The following is a 16,838-nucleotide window of genomic DNA, read 5'->3' as shown; positions in this document are numbered from 1 at the left end:
CGCTTTATCGGCGGTCATAGCGAAGAGGATCCACCCGTTCCCATTCCGAACACGGAAGTTAAGCTCTTCAGCGCCAATGGTACTGCACGGGTGACTGTGTGGGAGAGTAGGTCGCCGCCGATTTTTTTCTACAAAAATGCCCCGATGAGATCACTCTCATCGGGGCTTTTTTGCGCTTAGGACTCCTACCATCCACCCTCAGAGTGATTTTTTAAGTGACACCTATACGCATCATTGTTATATCTCTACGGATGTGATGATTTCATGAGATTATTATCTGGTCGAAACGTAGCTTAAAGCTGGGTCTAAAAACTTAAACATATCCTCCAGAACAATCTCAAGGTATGCATGGATGACTAAACATGCCAAACACCCTCTACCTCCCATCATTCATCACATATTTCTCTTAATTCTTCTTATCATGATCCCAAAATGCCTCAATAGGCAACTTGGATGAGTTTGGCTGGTTAGTCTCGAATCAGGACGACGCTTGTTGTTGCAATTAACCTGACTAATTATGGAGATCTGTATGATGGAAATAAAACAAGAAGAAACGCTTCAGGCTCTTTACCAGAAATACGTCGACAACGATGATAATATCATTACCGTTCTTCAGGACATACAGAACTCGTTCGGCTATGTTCCAAAAGAAGCAGTTGAGTGGTTTTCCAAGAAGACCTACATACCCGCCTCAAAATTTTACGGTGTGGTAACCTTTTACTCGCAATTTCATCTCAAGCCTCGTGGAAAAAATATTGTTACTGTGTGCTGCGGTACTGTCTGCCACGTAAAAGGTGCCTCTAAGGTAATATCCAAATTGCGGGAAGAGCTAAAACTGAAAGGAGACGAACAAACTACTCGTGACATGCTCTTCACCTTGGAACATGTCAACTGCGTCGGCGCTTGTAGCATTGCTCCTGTGGTAATCGTCAATGACAAGGTATTTGGCAAGCAAACTGCAGAAAAGATGGTGAAAAATCTTAAGCCATATAAAGAAGAGCGCGTCGAAGCAAAGAATTAACCACCCAAGAACTGCAACCATCTCATAACAGGCATCTTGTGCTCCTGTTTCCCGGATTGGATATTGTTGGTTCATTCCCACATGCGCCCCGCACTAAAAACGTGGCCCGGCTCTTTGGCAGCAACGCCAGAAAATGTTGTCATTTTTTAGTGCAGCCGACAAATGTATACAAAAAAAGGCCCTGGCAGGAACAGAAGAGTTCCTCCAGGGCCTTAGCTTTTTCAGAGCAATTACTCTACGGTATTTACTACAGTTTATTTGCCTTAGGATCAAAACTTGCTTTACAGGATGAGCACTTAATAGTCTTTTCTAATTCGTCGGAAAATATTTCCCACTCCTTACCACATGTAGGGCACTTGATTTTCACCTCGCCTAGCGTCTTGTTGGCTTCAAAACCCGGACAATGTTGATTTGACATTGGAACCCCCTTTACCTTGAAGTAATCAATCTCATGTTTCCTGACTGTTTAACCGCTACAAGGTAAATAATAAATCGGATCCCATCGAATGTCCAACAGAGGATTTGATATCGTGTTTTTTCTTTTTTCTCTGGCAAGCGAGATAATAGTTAGTGGCAGGTTTCTTCCAATAATGCTGCATTCATTAATAGCTTCCTGAGAATGAGTCTTTTCATTGATTTTCACTGAACTTCTTAAGAAGCATGTCCCTTTCATCCTCCAATGCAAGAAGGTCGATCATCACAGGAGGTTTAACTGAATGGGCAGGAAGCCGACGAAGGGTTTCGGCTATCTCATCCTCCAATTCCCGCAACCGATTTTGTATCATCTGCTTTTCCATTATCATTTCCATAGTACTGCTTTAGAATCTGATACCAAATCAGCCAATCCCTGTTGAATCATTTTAATTTCGGTTGCCGAGGCCTTGCGCTTTTCGATCCGATAAAAAAGATTTTCACCAACCCTACCAGTGTGAATAAATTGGACAACATCATAACGCTCTCTCTCGTGAAGAAGATCCTCTACCCAAAGAACCTGATCGATCACTAAAGAAAAATCTCGGCAAATTCGTTTGGCAAATCTTTCGGGATTATCGGAGATGGATTGGCCCTCTCCTGTTCGACTGTACAAACAGACATATGCTTTGAAATGCTTCACCTTTTGGGTGATATTTGAACAATGGAAAATCTTCACATCGTAAGCACCTGGAAACCAGGCAATCGGATCATTATTATCTTTTCTAGTCCCATCCCATCGGTACCTGCCATTATACACAATCATTGGATCACCCACCTTGCCCTCTTTTTTCCCCTATGAGCAAGCGGGGAAAAACCCTGTTTCGCTTTCCCCGCTTCATTCTTGGGCAATTATCTATTCTGGCCGTCATCAGAGATTAATTCCGGGCGCAACCACCGGAAAAGCCATGATCGAATAGTGCTTGCTGTGTATCGCATCAAGCCGAGGCATCAAGGTCTCGTCTGTCTGCCATATCCAACAAGACCCTCTCCCTGGCCCTATCGATACCAAGCTGCTGCCGTTTCTTATCAATATGGGCAATCATTAGACGCGCCATTTCCCTCGGGTCATCGGCAAAGGCCCATTTGCCAAATCCAAGTTTTTCCATATCATCAAACAAATGCTTCTCAAATTTGGTACCTTTGGTCATCGGGAAGGTGTGCCCAAATACTACATAAACCCCCGAAGCAACAAAGTAATGGCCAATCGCGATAGCCTTCTCACTCATCCACTCAGGGGCACAACCAGCCGCCGGTAAATCGGCGATAGAATCACCAAGCCCGCCTACCCTGACCATTTCCGAGGCGGCGATAAGAATTCTACTGTTGTCAACACATGCCCCAAGGCCGAGAACCGGTGGCATACCAACCGTCTCACAGACTTCAGCAAGCCCGGGCCCGGCCAAAGCCGCAGCGCCTGGGCCGGTAAGTCCGGCTTTTGCCAGTGCCATCTGGGAGCAGCCGGTCTGCAGAACAAGAACATCATTACGAATGAGCTCTTTCACCAATTCAACATGGGAATAGTCCTGCTTTGATCGCGGATTCGTACAGCCAACGACTCCAGCCACGCCACGAATTCGCCCGTTAATAATGTTTTCATTAAGCGGTGTAAAACTGCCCCGGAACGAACCTCCGAGCATATACTTAACATATTCATAGGAGAATCCGTGAATCCCCCTGCTCACTTTTCTCGGGATCTGGATGGGCATTTTCCGGGTTTTGAACCGGGTGATTGCCTTTATTATAATCTCATCGGTACACTTGAGGGGTTCATGTTCATCAAGCTGAATATGCAGGGCCCCTTCGATCTTCGCCCGATAATTGGTGGTGATGAACGGGGTGTCATAGAAATCGGCCACCTTCTTCAGATCCTGCTTTATACACTGAATATCAACGGTCATCGCATCGACGGCGCCTGTGACCAGCACCGCTTCGGTACTTGAGAAATTACCGGCATGAGGTAATCCATGCCGCGACATGACATCAAGACCGGAGCAGCACATACCCACCAGATTGAGACCCTTTGCCCCAGCGTCCTTAGCCATTTTCTGCAAAGTCGGATCGGCCGCGGAAACAAGCATCGCTTCGAGAAGAATGGGCTCATGGCCGTGAACGATGATGTTGACCTGATCTTCCTTCAACACGCCCATATCAACCTCAATTTCTACAGGCGCTGGGGTTCCAAAAAGAATATCAGAGATGTCCGTAGACACCATTGACCCGCCCCAACCATCGGCAAGGGCGGTTCGTGAGATCTGCTTGGTGATATTCTCATAATCCTGATCAACACCCATTGCTGTGCGATGCATCATCTCCATAATTTCCCGCATTGCACCACGCGGTACAATTCCAGCTTCCCGCCAAAGCTCAAGGGTCTTTGGCGGAACTCTTTTCATCATCGGTATCTCGCCATCCACCTGGGTGTAGGTTCTCTCAAGCTCGTGGTACAGATCTAAAGCAACATCCTTTAAATCTCTTCCTTCGGTTGGAATTTCAAGAGAGGTAGCAATTTCGAGGAGTTTGATCGGATCTTTGATGGAAAAGTCCTTAACCTTGCCATTGATGACATCGCGAAATAATTCAAGCATCGCCATGCCATGGTCGGTGTGAGCGGCCGTTCCAGCGGCAACCATTCGGCCAAAATTCCTTGCGACAATCGTATCAATAGTTGCACCACACACCCCCACTCGGTCATACGGGCTATTGACATTCATCCGGCATGGTCCCATGGAACAGTGCTTACAACAAGCTGCTTGCTCGCCAATTGGACAAGGCTTCATCGCTGTAGCACGGTCAAAAAAGAGTTCAACTCCATCTTTTCTGGCTTTGGTGATCATTTGTGCAGTTGATTCACATATTGTTAAATCCTCTACCTTAATCAATTCTAATGGTTTCACCGGAAATACCTCCTGAGGGAGAAAAGGTTGATACGATTTCTGAAAATCACTCAGAATCCGCAAGATAGCTGAAAGCAATACAGCAACTCAAAACATTTAAGCTCAACAACTGAGATCAACTGCCTCCGGATTCAGCTAGGCAAATAAGATGGGAAACATTCTCAACAGTCAACATTCTATACCACTGCGTGGTATTGTCAAGGAGTTTTAAAAATCCTTGGCTGGTTTCTGAAAGTCCATATTCTTTATTGGATAAGAAGCCCTGGCCTGTACAATGTAGCAAGGATCTATGCTGAACAAAAAAGCCGTTTACACCGACAATACGGTGCAAACGGCTTAATTCCCAAATAAATGGACCGCCTAGACGAGACTAAAACCTCTACCTCTTCATTGCTGTAAGCTTTGCAACAATTTCAAATAATTCTTTAGGGGCAGCGTCGATATTTTCAAAGGCCCTCCTTCCCTCTCGATCGGCGGCAACGACTTCCTCGTGTTCGGGTAGAAATCCTAGTATTTCAAAGTCGGGCAAGGTACTGCGAATTAACTCCTCGTCCTCCTTATTTTTAACCCGGTTTCCAAGGATAATGATATTTTTGATACCAATATCCTTGCCAAGCCGTCTAATTTTATCAGCCGCAGTCCGGCTTCTAGCTCCTGGATTAACGACTATAATAAGTGCGTCCACTGATGCTGAGGTCGCCCTTCCAAGATGTTCTATCCCTGCTTCCATGTCCATAACTATAATATCATCACGAACCAGCACGAGATGGTTCATCAAGGCCTTCAAGATGGTGCTCTCCGGACAGATGCAGCCAGATCCTCCACTTTGCACAGTGCCCATTACCAAGAGTCTGACACCATCGCGCTCCAAGGAAAATCGCTCGGGAATGTCGTCAACCTTAGGATTAAGGGTGAAAAATCCTCCCATCGTACCCGGTTTTGCCCCTGTCCTTTCGCTGATCAGTTCAGTTAACTGAGAAATCGGGGTTATCGGTTTGTCCTCAGAAATACCAAGACCGGCGGCGAGATTAGCAACTGGATCAGCATCTATTGCTATTACCTTGTTCTTCTTATCCACAGCCAAACAACGCGCCAAAAGTGCCGTTACCGTGGTCTTTCCTACCCCGCCTTTTCCGCCTATTGCAATTTTCAAGCTCACCGCCAATTCTCCTTCCGATTTTATTCCTAGCTACAGTCATCGCATTATTCGCTGACAACCTTCCCATCTCGATCAACGAATACGACGACAAAATTGTTTTTGTTTGCATCTGATTGCAGTTCCTCAACATGGACTGCTTGTAGTTCGTATTTCCTTCCCTTTTCACGGGGCAAATTGAGAAAGCAATCATTGGCTTCTTCTTTGGTTCTAAAAGCCGGAATAAAATGAACATCTTTTTCAGCGTTATGAAGCCCAAGAAAGCTCTCACTTTCTCCAGGATCACAAACAAAAACGTAAACCCACCCTTCTACTTTTTCAGTATCGGCCATGAACTTTCTCTCAGTGTATTGTGGAATTTCCGCATATTTATGCTACCTCTTTCTTAGCAGAGAAGTAACCACTATTCGTTAAAAAAAAAGCCCCATCCCGCAAAGGATGGAGCTTTTAGCAAAACTAATGTCCGGTCGAAGAACTAGATTTCCAGATATGAATCAGAAAAGAGATTTTCTCCGGTAATGACCCGAACAGTCTTCACATAGTCAGCCAATTCTTTGGAAAGAGATGACAAACTGGGTGCGGTGCCGTCCATAGCCTGGTGAACAACCTCTACGATGTCCGGACGTTTCCCTTTGGCCACTGCGGTCAAGTTGGTGTCCAGCGGATCGGAGATAACCGATTTCATGCCATAGCGTTCAAGCATGATCATATAGGTGGTGTTCAGAATCGGACGAAGATGAACAGGAGGCCCATTGGAAATATTTGACAGACCACAAGTGGACATAGCACCTGGGGCTATATCTTCAATCATCATCTGGAAATTAAGGAGCGACACACATTGAGCCTGCTGAATATTTACAGGAGTAACAATGCCATCAACCCAGATTTTCTCGTTAGGAATTCCGGCCTCGTTAGCAGCATACAAAAGCTCAACAGCAAGGGCAGCCCTCTCGTTTTCGTCGCGAGGCAGGCCATCAGGTCCCCACATCAAGGCAACGATATCCGCACCATATTTAGCGGCGATAGGCAGCATTACCGTGTACCGTTCTGGACGGGCCATGATTGAATTGACGATATGCGGCTTGCTGGCAGGCTTGACAACCTTGAGTCCTTCCTCGATAGCAGCAATATTAGAGGTATCAAGAAGCAGTGGTATATTGGGAACCACCTCCTGTACCACTTGAACAACCCACGGCATCAACTCATGGCCATCTTTTTTGGCCGGACCGAGGTTGATGTCGATATAATCCATGCCAAGCTTTTCTTGCTCAAGGGCTTCTGCCTGGATCGGCTTTGGATCTCGCTCTCGATAGGCCTTTCCAATTACCTTGGAAATGACATTGAGGCTTTCGCCAAAAAGAATCATGTTTTTCTCCTTTTTCTAAACATCAATATTATCAAGCTTTCTTAAATCTCACCAAATTTGCGCCATCGAAAAACGATCGTTTCCAGGCCCTTTCAAAAACGAAAAGGCCCGGAACGTTTTACTTTCAATTACCTGCTTTTCAGGAATCCAGCGATATGGGCGGCCTCTCTCGGGCCTACAGTTATGGTCCAACCTTGCAGCTCTTCCTCAACGTCACCGGCAATTGCCGCAGCGTAACCAGGGATGATCAGCTCAGTATGTTTAACCTTATCCATTATCCCGGATTTCTTGACAAACATTCCGACATCGTCACCGCCAAACTTGCCGGCAGCCCAAGCTGTAAGAACGGAGAGTCCCTCGGAGTCCTTAATAAGCAGCCAAGAGGGCACCTTACTCGCTTCAATCTCACCAGAAACGATAAAGTAGGTCAGGGCGAAGTTGGTAGTCACCAGAACCGGGGAATTTTCGTTCGGTGCACCGATCTCATAGATACCCTGGGTTACCGTCATTGGCCGTTGCGGATCGGTAAAGATGTTCAACCGTTCAAGAAGCAGCGGAAATATCACCTCTGTGGTGAGATCGGACAGAACCACTATGCCGCCGTACTTGGCAACAAACATACCGGCGATAAGGCCTTCAGTGGCAATATTTGAGGCCATCTCACAGGGAAAGGTGATGGTAGGAAAACCGAGAGAACGGTTTCCAGCCTTCAATGCCGCCCGCCGGATGGCAACCTGATCTTCCAGGGCCTGCTTAACATCTCGCGCGCCGGAATCAAGCACCAGATCCTTCAGCCCCATGCCAACCAGTTTATCGGTCAGGGCGATGAGACCATCGATGGAATCAGCCTTAACTGCCAGAGGCAGGCCGTTTTCCAGTGCAATTTTTCCATAGGCGTCAACGTTGGCTGCGGTTGCTGCATAGATGAGCGGCCGTTTAAATCCGGCAACTGCAACTGCCCCGGCAATAATTTCCGCACTCTCGCTCATTAGAACAAGGTTGAACTCGGAGGTCTCGGCAACGAGTTTCGCCAATGTAGCGAAAGCCACTCCGTCACCATTTACATCTTTCAGTGCCACAAGTTCCGGACGCAGATTCAGGCCAACACGCTCGTACTGCAAGGCATTCCAGACTTTCAGCTTAGCCTCGACAACCGCCACAGCGGTATCGGAGGTGATGGTACCAGCAAAAAGAGTTGGATTGAAAAAGGTCTTTTCATGCCGGCAAAGAACGGTCTCCCCACCGGTTTTTGCAGCGCGCACGCCCTTGCCGATAGCGACTGGACGGATAGGTGGAGCGGAGGCCTCGGCAAGTTGTGCCCGTGCATCGTCGGACACATAGGGGCAAGAATCAAGCTCGGCCTTGCCCGAGGCGAGATTCATTGCAAAGGCAAGGCACGTTGGAACTCCACACTCCTTACAGTTGGTTTTTGGCAGGAGTTTGAAAATTTGTATTCCTGTTAACGCCATTGTTATTGTCTCCTTATAAAGGTTCTTACTCTTTCAATCAGCAGCATACGATCCCTGACATTGTATTCTTAGAGCTACTAACGCCTTCTAAATACTGGGATTCGTACCCTTTAGAGTAAAATATTTCGCAACCGATCGGGCATGGTTCCATTCATGACAATGAGACCATGCCCATCCGCGTGGTCAATTATCCGATAATCGGCGGCATGCTCAGAGCAGGATGCCCTTTTTCCTGGAGCCATGGCAAGATCTCGTCTTCGGTAACACCAACCGTCTCATCGGCGATCATATCGGCGAAATTCTTAACACCCATCGCCTCACCTCTGGCGTTCAGACGATCTCGGATCTCATCTTTCACGACCTTCGGCATCCACACCATGCGGAGCAACCCACCATCTCCCAGGATAAACTTGCCCTGGGTAATGTTGAACTTGGAGTGGCCAACAAAACCTGGGGAAGAAGCGCCACCACCCATAACACCGGCGAGGGTGGTAAACTTCATACCTGAAGGAGTTTCACCGGTATAGTCACGGCCAACGGTCATAATGCCGTTGCAGGCGGGAAGCATGGCGGCAATACATTCGCAACAACCACAGGTGGTCATCGGAGCATGGCACATTGAATAGAAGTTATAGGTATCGATTGCGCCTTTGGATGCGCCCTTGATGAATTCATCAACGCCTTCAAAACGGCCGAGGACCGGATCAAGAACTTTACCTTTTTTGATCGGCTGATTGGGACCGGTCGGGTTGATCTCATAGGAAGCCTTACAGTCCATCCAGTTGTAAGCGCCGCACAGACCGGTTCTTTCCGGGCTGACGGTACAAACATGGCTTGGGGCAAAGGACTGACACAGACTGCAAGAGTAGAAGGTGTCAACAGCCTCGTCGGTCATCTTATCAACACGCTCGTCGCGGGTTTTATATTCGGCCCGGGCGGTAGCGGTCAGTTTGTCGACATCTTCTTTATTGGTGAAGAGTGTTACTTGTACCTTGTCGACGATCTTCTTGAAATCCTGATGGAATTTGGCATGAAGTACAACACCGATATCCTTCAGAGTAAAGCCCTTCTCGACAGCTGCCTTGCTGATACGAACCCAGGAGATATCCCTCTGGCCGATATGCATTACCCCTTGAATATAGTTGATCAAGTGGTGAATCTGCCGCTCCATGATCGGCTCGAAGTCGGTTTGAAACTCGCGACCGGCAATCTGCACGAAGATACCTAGCGGCAGTACGCCACCTTCTTTCATATCCTTCAGATCTTGGCCAACAACAGTGACCTTGCCGTCTTCGATCTCATTCATCTGCGCCATCTTCACCAGCTCGGTACACTGGGTCTTACCACCACCCATCTGGCCGAACAGATCGCCGCCACGTACCCGCTCACCCTCAAAGGCCGGGCCGAAGGCACAGGGAATATCGATCTGGGTAACATTGATCTTCAGACCACGAACCTCAACGGATTTCTGGCAGATCTCGTTATGCGGGACATTGGCGACAACATGCTCATAGGTGCAGATACCAGTTGGCAAGATTTCCGGGATATCGGTATCTGCAAGAGTCGGGAAGCCCCAGTTAACAGCACCGGCAGCGGCAACGGCCCACTCGGTACCAACATCGCCGAGGGCATTGACGAAGGCAAAAATACGGTTCTTGTTGTACATCAGCATCCGGCGATAATCTCCAGGCTGCACACCACCGAAGGCCATTGCTGCGCGGTTGGCGAAACCAAGGGCGAAGACAGCGGAAGAGATATCCGGTCCGAAAGGAACGATGCGGGTATTCCAACCCACCTGAACTCCAGCCTCAAGAAGCTGCTCGATAACTGTTTTGCCATTATGGTTGGCAGCGCAGAAGATGTAGAGGTTCTTCTTCTGGTAATCCTCGACGATCATTTTGGCGATCTCCGGATTTGGCGCCGCACCAACAATCGCCGCAAAACCTGGCGCCGAACCGTCAACGAATTCAACACCACGTTTTCTCAAAATAATATCATTGGCCGGTCCTACCCAGATTTTTCCCGCGTCGATATCCGGATCTTCGGTATCGACATAAAAATCGGGCTGGCGGAGGATGCGCAGGGCCTCTTTCACCTCGTAGGCGAAGATACCGGCCATACCGGCATCAAGGAGCGGGCCGAGATAGGGAAGATGGTTGCTGCCCTTGACATGTGGCGGCAGAAGACCGCGGGCAAACTTCATCGGTTTTTTCAGGTCTTCGAGTGTCTCACACTTTATACCGGTGAGAGAATAGATAACCGGAAGATAATATGCGGTATTTGGGAAGCCGATTTTGGTGCTGGCGTCATAGGTCTGAAGGGCTTTCTCCAGTTCCCCTTCAACCTGGGATACCACCTTATAACCGCCCTGTATGGCTGCAAATGCTACTAATCTTGACATGCTTTACTCCTTTTTTTAAGGATGAGTAGTATCGTGTTCGTTACCGTGGGAATTATTCCATACCGAGAGCCTGTCTGTCCGCCATGTCCATAAGGACCCTGTCACGAGCCTTGTCGATGCCCAGCTCCTTACGCTTCTTGTCGATATGGGCGATCATCTTATGGGCATGCTTAATCGGATCGGGTTCACAATCCCACTTCCCGCCATAGATATTCTCCATCTCCTTGTAGAGATAATCCTTGAACACCGGAGCCCCCTCAAGAGGCATATGATAACCGAAAACGGTGTACACACCGGAAGCCACAAAGTACTGCCCGATGGCGATAGCCTTCTCACTCATCCACTCGGGTGCACTGCCGGCAGCCGGCAGATCACAGATATCATTACCCAGCCCGCCTGCTTTAACAACCTCTGTTGCTGCCAGGAGGATACGGCTATTGTCGACACAGGAACCGAGATGAAGTACCGGCGGAATACCGACGGTCTCGCAAACCTCTGCAAGCCCTGGGCCGCAATGCACTGCTGCCGATTCCGGAGTCAACAGGCCATGGATACCGGCGGCTATGGCGCTACAGCCAGTCGTCAAGACGATGACATCGTTTTTGATCAGTTCTTTGATAAGGGTAATATGTTCCTCGTTATGCTTGGTACGGGCGTTGTTACAGCCAACGACGCCGGCGATGCCGCGGATACGGCCGTTGATAATGTTGTCATTGAGGGTGAAATAATCGCCACGGAAACTGCCGCCCAAATGATATCTAATTGACTCAACGCCAAAACCAGCGATCTGAGCCGATTTGTGCCGTGGAATCATCACGTCGACACCGCGCTTCTGGAAATTATCAATACCAATCTTGACGATGCGGATCGCATCTTCCATGGCATGATGCTCGTCAAACTCAATATGAATGACGTTGTCTTGCTCCATCTTAGCAATCGGATGGGTGGTGATGAGCTTGGTGTGGAAACATTTGGCGACGTTGGCGAGGTTTTGGAAAATACATTGCACGTCAACAACCATCGCATCGCAAGCACCAGTGATGATAGCCAGTTCCTGCTGCAGGAAGGTACCTGCCGGAGGAACGCCATGGCGTTGCAAGATCTCATTGGCGGTACAGCAGATCCCGCCGAGTTGGATGCCTTTTGCTCCCTTTGATTTGGCGTAATCGACCATCTCCTGGGATTGCGCGGCGGCGACGATCATTTCTGAAAGCAGCGGCTCGTGGCCATGGACGATGATATTGACATGGTCTTCCTTCATAACGCCAAGATTGGCCTCGGACTGCAGCGGGCTCGGGCTGCCGAACATAACATCCTGGAGATCGGTGGCTATCATTGCTCCACCCCATCCATCGGCAAGAGAAGCACGGGTACCTTGTTTCATCAGGTTCTTATAGTCCTGATCAACACCCATATGGGTACGGTGCATACACTCAACAATTTCCCTGTCGATGTTGCGGGGCATAACACCTTCTGCCGCCCATTTGTCTTGCAGTGGTTTCGGTGCTCTCTTCAGGTAGGAAAGGGTCCCCGCCGGCTTGCCCCATTCGGCCAAGGCCTTCTCAGCGACACCAACGGCAATCTCATTGATGTCCCGATCTTTTGTTACACCATTTTCTTCAACGGTGGTGGCGATACCGAAATACGGAGCTATCTGGATCAATTTGGCAGGATCTTTGATTTTGTAGTCATTGGTTTGTTTCTTGGCAGCAGCAAGAAAGGTTTCGGCGACGGCCCGGCCATGATCGGAGTGGGCGGCAGCGCCTGCGGCTATCATACGCAGGAAGTTCCTGGCACAAATAGTGTTGGCGGTGGCACCGCATAAACCTTTACGAGTATCTTCACCCTGAATTCCATCCTTTGGCAGTGGCAAACGGCACGGCCCCATCGCACAGTTTTTACAACAAATGCCCTGTAGACCAATAGCACAGGGTTTCATGGTAACAGCACGATCAAAAACCGTTTCAATATTCAATTTTTGAGCCCGGCGCAGCATCTCCTGGGTCGACGCTTCGATAGACGCTTCCATCGGATCAGCGAGTTTTGCTACTTTGTCAACTTTTGTGGTTACTTCTGCCATATCGAGGTTCCTCCTCAAAGAGTTTTTGAGATTACCAATGGGTATTGAATCATCTCAAGAGCGACACATCGTATCCTTCTTATTTGCAAGCATTTTACTATCTGTTTCTGCGATGGAATCTATCCAGCATCTCAAGAATCTTTTCTTGCTGATCCTTTTGCACCGGATCGGCGGTCATGGCCATTTCCACACCAGGATTAGCTGCAGCGGCTTCATCGGCGGCCTGACGTGCCTGGGCCCGTAAACGTTTAAGTGCCTTTTCATCTTCGTCACGCTGGGCTTTTTCAGCAGCCAAGGCATCAGCCGCGGCCTTTTCTTTTGCTGCCGCATCTGCCTTCACCTTGGCCTCGGCGTCAGCTTTCGCCTTGGCGTCGGCATCAGCTTTTGCCTTAGCGTCCGCAACCGCCTTGGCTTCTGCCTGAGCCTTGGCCTCTGCTTCAGCTTTTGCCTGTGCCGCCGGATCGACAGCGGGTTGAACAGGGGCTTTTGCCTCCTCTTTGACTGGGGCTGCGGGTGCCGGCGCGGCAGGTTTTGGGGCGGCCGGTGCCGCTGCGGCTGGAGCTGCCGCTGCAGCTGGTTTGGCGGCGGCCGGAGCTGCCTTCTTCTCTTCTTCAGCGATAGTCAAATCAACTTTTGGCGCAAGTGCCGCAAAGTCTATATTCACCTCGGGGAGGGCCTTGGCAATTGGTGCGGAATTCTGCAAAGAACCGCCACCCGCCATAGCATTGATGAACTCCTTGGTCAGTCGAATCGCCTCAGGATGACGCATGATAAGCAAACTGGAACCGGCGAGAAGATAGGAGACCGCGCCGATGGACTCCATCATTATGCCGCGCTTCTCCGGGTCGCCGAGGAGCGGGGCTGCATCTGCGGTCTGTTTGGCTTCCTTACATTTCCAGACCTCGTTGCCGAGGTTGTTGATCATCGGAAACTGCAGCTTCTCATCACCCTGAACCATGGCAGCCATGGTAAGACGTTCCATAACCGAATAAGAGTATTCCAAACCATAACCAAGGCCACCGGTTGTCGGGTCAACAATCAACCTGTCCATGGGCATGCCAAGGTTTTCAAGAAGGATATTTATCTGTTTTGCCAGGTTTACATCAATCGGTGAAGAGGCGATGACCGCATGCCCATAACCCATTGCGGCAGCACCGATTCCTTTGTAGTTTTTCTCTTCAACCGGCCCCATGAGCAGGTTATAGCCCTGACATTTTTCAGCAACAACCTTCAAGACCATTTCGTCTTTGGCGGGATTGGCGCAACCCCAGACGATAAGAGGAACGTTGATAGCTTCTAAAACTTTTAATACGGTCGCGGCCGCCGATTCCGGGCTGGCATCCTTGTCGTTGGGATCAACGCTTTTCAGTTGAATTACGATGGCCTCGGCACCAAATTTCTCAACACATTTCTTGGCCCAAGCGGCAGGGTCTGAGACGACATCTTTGAAGTGCGCCATGACCGGGTCCGGCCAGTCTTCCGGTGCCATATCCCATATTTCCATGGCAATAACCGGCTTATTGGGCATGTTCCCTTCAAAGGTATAGAACGGGTAACATGTCTGACCCCCCACAGTAATGGCGGAATCACCCTTGCCAATGGAAATAGCCTTTATGCTGCCACTATAGGAGTCCTTCTTAAGTTCAAATCCCACTTTTGCCTCCTTACTGGTGAGTAATTATTCTCCGGAGGCTCATAGCTCACACGGCTATAACCTCCACCTTTCATAAACAAGCCAATCACAAGAGGTACCAAATCTCTCGAATAACCGCCATATACTCTTTTCGTGACACCCTCCAAACTACGTGTTCATCCGGCAACTACATAATATAAATACATTTATTTCTTTCCCCGAGCATCCATACGGGCCTTCAACCTGGGAAACTTCTCAATCTCGGTATGCGGCAGGAACATCGCCGCGACATAATTATCCATATACGACGGAGTTTCGGAGAGTTCGAAATTAGTCATCTTATGGGTCACCGAGACGACATCCTTGCGTATCCGGTTGGTGAGTGAACTCATTCGTGCGCCCATCAAAGAGCCATTGCCGATGAAGGTAACCCGTTCCGGGTCAATTTCCGGCAAGAGGCCGATGGTCATCGCTTTCTCCAGATCAATGTAGCTGCCGAAACCACCGGCAAGGATGATGCGCTCGACCATATCCATAGTGAGACCAACTTCTTCAAGCAAGGTCATACAGCCACTGTATATAGCACCCTTGGCGCGGATCAGATTATCGAGATCAGGCTCAGTCAGGACGATATCCCGGTCAATTTGCGTTTCTTCCTTCCAGGCAATGACATACTCCCAGATATCATCGGTCGCCCTGATACGTGGCGTACCGTGATCGCGGTTGAATTTCCCCCGGTTGTTGATGACCCCCATTTCAAACATGATCGCCACCATGGTGATCAGTCCTGAACCGCAAATCCCCTTTGGCCGGACATCACCAATAGTAAAAATCATCGGCTCGTAGGTGACCGGATCAAGAGAAAAGTCTTCAATGGCCCCCTTGGCGGCACGCATCCCGAACTCAATGCCGCCGCCCTCAAAGGCCGGCCCGGCCGAACAGGCGGTGCAGGCCAGCCAATCCTTGTTACCTATCACCAGTTCGGCATTGGTACCGATGTCCAGAAACAGGGTGAGTTCTTCCTGGCGATACATACCCGAGCCCATAACTCCGGCAACGATGTCGCCACCGACAAAACTTGAAACCTGAGGATAAATCAGGGCGATGGCGTGTTCATTGAGATCGATGCCAACGGTCGAGGCATTGAAAGCGGGGTATAAAGTAGCTGCCGGTACATAGGGAGCGCGGCGGATATTGCGGGGATCGACCTTTAAAAACAACTGGGTCATAGTGGTATTGCCGGCAAAGGTAATCGTTGAGATATTTTCGCGATCAATCTTGGAGGCGCCGATTATCTTCCGCAACACACTGTTGAGGGTACCAACCACCACCTCATGCAGTTTTTCCAGCCCTCCTGGCTTCTCCGCATACATTATCCGGGAGATAACGTCTTCGCCGTAGCTTATCTGGCTGTTGAAATCGCCAGCTTCCGCAAGACATTTGCCGGTGGCAAGATCAATGAGCTGACCATAAATGGTCGTGGTGCCGATATCCATGGCCACGGCGTAGTTATGGGCAGTTCTATCACCGGCCTGCACATTGAGGATTAGATTTCTTCCGCCCGTTTGCACCGGACGCATTATGGTCGCAGTTACCTGATAATCGCTGGTCCGCAAAATACCAGGCAACTTTCGGATAACCGGCAGGGTGAGCTCAATCTTATGCTCATCGTAGTCGTGTTTGAGGGTATCAATAAGCCGAGTGACATCGGGCATATTGTTTTTAGCATTGGGTGTCGGCAGGCAAAGATAGATCTTTTCGACGGGGGGAATGAACAGCCCTTTTTCTTTTAGGCTTTCAAAATCCATGCTTTGAATCGTCGCTGTGCGCCGCGGCGTAGCCTGGAGATTCATGACGCTTTTATCCATTGCCGATTCAACGGGGATGCGAATCACCACATCCTCTGAAACCTTGGCAAGGCAGGCGAGGCGATATCCTTTGTCGCTCTCTTCCTGTTTAATCTTTTCGTTCAGCCCTCCGGAAACCTTGCCTTTTTCTACAAGAACCCGGCATTTCCCGCACACTCCCTCACCGCCGCAGGAGGCATTAATATGCGCACCGGCCTGAAGTGCGGCTCGGATCAGACTCTCTCCCGCGTCGACAGTAATTTTCTTGTCGTGAGGGAGAAATGTAACGGTGCATTTACTCATACAGGCGTCCTAGTACTCTAAAAAACAATTAAAGAGCCCAACCTTTCTGCATTCACCTCACAACAAAACCTGCAAGTGCAGGTGCTGACCACTATCAGCGAAGACACTGCCAATAAAATCTACGTTTACGTAAATTCCGGCAGCAAATTGAAAAATACCGGTCAAATATATCATATAAATTTATACTTACAACG

Annotated in this window: 12 protein-coding genes and 1 rRNA gene; 2 read left to right on the top strand and 11 right to left on the bottom strand. The window is 49.2% G+C overall.

The window, feature by feature from the left end; translation table 11 throughout:
- Window positions 1-6 precede the first annotated feature (6 nt).
- Both rrf and OEL83_20685 read left to right on the top strand, forming a co-directional pair.
- Window positions 7-123 (top strand): 5S ribosomal RNA (gene rrf / locus OEL83_20690).
- A 406-nt stretch (window positions 124-529) separates the two neighbouring features.
- Window positions 530-1,021 (top strand): NAD(P)H-dependent oxidoreductase subunit E, encoded by a 492-nt coding sequence (locus OEL83_20685; GenBank protein MDK9709463.1) that lies wholly within the window; start codon window positions 530-532, stop codon window positions 1,019-1,021.
- A 629-nt stretch (window positions 1,022-1,650) separates the two neighbouring features.
- Here OEL83_20685 and OEL83_20680 read toward each other — a convergent pair.
- The 11 genes from OEL83_20680 to OEL83_20630 all read right to left on the bottom strand — a co-directional run bounded on the left by OEL83_20680 (window position 1,651) and on the right by OEL83_20630 (window position 16,644).
- Window positions 1,651-1,818, bottom strand: a complete 168-nt coding sequence (locus OEL83_20680; protein MDK9709462.1) for a hypothetical protein — start codon at window positions 1,816-1,818, stop codon at window positions 1,651-1,653.
- Window positions 1,819-1,820: 2 nt separating this feature from the next.
- Window positions 1,821-2,270, bottom strand: a complete 450-nt coding sequence (locus tag OEL83_20675; protein MDK9709461.1) for a hypothetical protein — start codon at window positions 2,268-2,270, stop codon at window positions 1,821-1,823.
- A 160-nt stretch (window positions 2,271-2,430) separates the two neighbouring features.
- On the bottom strand, window positions 2,431-4,389 hold the full coding sequence (gene cooS / locus OEL83_20670; protein MDK9709460.1) for an anaerobic carbon-monoxide dehydrogenase catalytic subunit: 1,959 nt from the start codon (window positions 4,387-4,389) through the stop codon (window positions 2,431-2,433).
- 379 nt (window positions 4,390-4,768) lie between these two features.
- A complete protein-coding gene (locus OEL83_20665) occupies window positions 4,769-5,548 on the bottom strand; it encodes an AAA family ATPase (GenBank protein MDK9709459.1) in 780 nt (259 codons plus the stop codon).
- Between the two features lie 44 nt (window positions 5,549-5,592).
- Window positions 5,593-5,877, bottom strand: coding sequence for a hypothetical protein (locus OEL83_20660; protein ID MDK9709458.1), 285 nt, complete (start codon window positions 5,875-5,877; stop codon window positions 5,593-5,595).
- A 143-nt stretch (window positions 5,878-6,020) separates the two neighbouring features.
- On the bottom strand, window positions 6,021-6,911 hold the full coding sequence (locus tag OEL83_20655) for a dihydropteroate synthase (protein ID MDK9709457.1): 891 nt from the start codon (window positions 6,909-6,911) through the stop codon (window positions 6,021-6,023).
- A 128-nt stretch (window positions 6,912-7,039) separates the two neighbouring features.
- Window positions 7,040-8,380 carry an acetyl-CoA decarbonylase/synthase complex subunit gamma gene (gene acsC / locus OEL83_20650; GenBank protein ID MDK9709456.1) on the bottom strand — a complete coding sequence of 447 codons (1,341 nt, stop codon included), beginning with the start codon at window positions 8,378-8,380 and terminating at the stop codon, window positions 7,040-7,042.
- 187 nt (window positions 8,381-8,567) lie between these two features.
- On the bottom strand, window positions 8,568-10,781 hold the full coding sequence (gene acsB, locus OEL83_20645; GenBank protein ID MDK9709455.1) for an acetyl-CoA decarbonylase/synthase complex subunit alpha/beta: 2,214 nt from the start codon (window positions 10,779-10,781) through the stop codon (window positions 8,568-8,570).
- Between the two features lie 52 nt (window positions 10,782-10,833).
- Entirely contained in the window at window positions 10,834-12,861 is a 2,028-nt protein-coding gene (gene cooS / locus OEL83_20640; GenBank protein ID MDK9709454.1) for an anaerobic carbon-monoxide dehydrogenase catalytic subunit, read from the bottom strand.
- A gap of 97 nt (window positions 12,862-12,958) precedes the next feature.
- Window positions 12,959-14,515 (bottom strand): acetyl-CoA decarbonylase/synthase complex subunit delta, encoded by a 1,557-nt coding sequence (locus OEL83_20635; GenBank protein MDK9709453.1) that lies wholly within the window; start codon window positions 14,513-14,515, stop codon window positions 12,959-12,961.
- Between the two features lie 185 nt (window positions 14,516-14,700).
- Window positions 14,701-16,644 (bottom strand): ASKHA domain-containing protein, encoded by a 1,944-nt coding sequence (locus OEL83_20630; GenBank protein MDK9709452.1) that lies wholly within the window; start codon window positions 16,642-16,644, stop codon window positions 14,701-14,703.
- Window positions 16,645-16,838 lie beyond the last annotated feature (194 nt).

The sequence above is a fragment of the Desulforhopalus sp. genome (assembly GCA_030247675.1).
GTDB lineage: Bacteria > Desulfobacterota > Desulfobulbia > Desulfobulbales > Desulfocapsaceae > Desulforhopalus_A.
Note: the sequence above shows the minus strand (reverse complement) of the source record. Positions and strands in the feature narration are given on the sequence as shown.

Bases quoted from the DNA above. Each gene is read 5' to 3' on its own strand.
- OEL83_20685 (MDK9709463.1), top strand. From the start codon at position 530: ATGATGGAAATAAAACAAGAAGAAACGCTTCAGGCTCTTTACCAGAAA.
- OEL83_20680 (MDK9709462.1), bottom strand. From the start codon at position 1,818: ATGGAAAAGCAGATGATACAAAATCGGTTGCGGGAATTGGAGGATGAG.
- OEL83_20660 (MDK9709458.1), bottom strand. From the start codon at position 5,877: ATGGCCGATACTGAAAAAGTAGAAGGGTGGGTTTACGTTTTTGTTTGT.
- OEL83_20655 (MDK9709457.1), bottom strand. From the start codon at position 6,911: ATGATTCTTTTTGGCGAAAGCCTCAATGTCATTTCCAAGGTAATTGGA.
- acsC (MDK9709456.1), bottom strand. From the start codon at position 8,380: ATGGCGTTAACAGGAATACAAATTTTCAAACTCCTGCCAAAAACCAAC.
- acsB (MDK9709455.1), bottom strand. From the start codon at position 10,781: ATGTCAAGATTAGTAGCATTTGCAGCCATACAGGGCGGTTATAAGGTG.
- cooS (MDK9709454.1), bottom strand. From the start codon at position 12,861: ATGGCAGAAGTAACCACAAAAGTTGACAAAGTAGCAAAACTCGCTGAT.
- OEL83_20630 (MDK9709452.1), bottom strand. From the start codon at position 16,644: ATGAGTAAATGCACCGTTACATTTCTCCCTCACGACAAGAAAATTACT.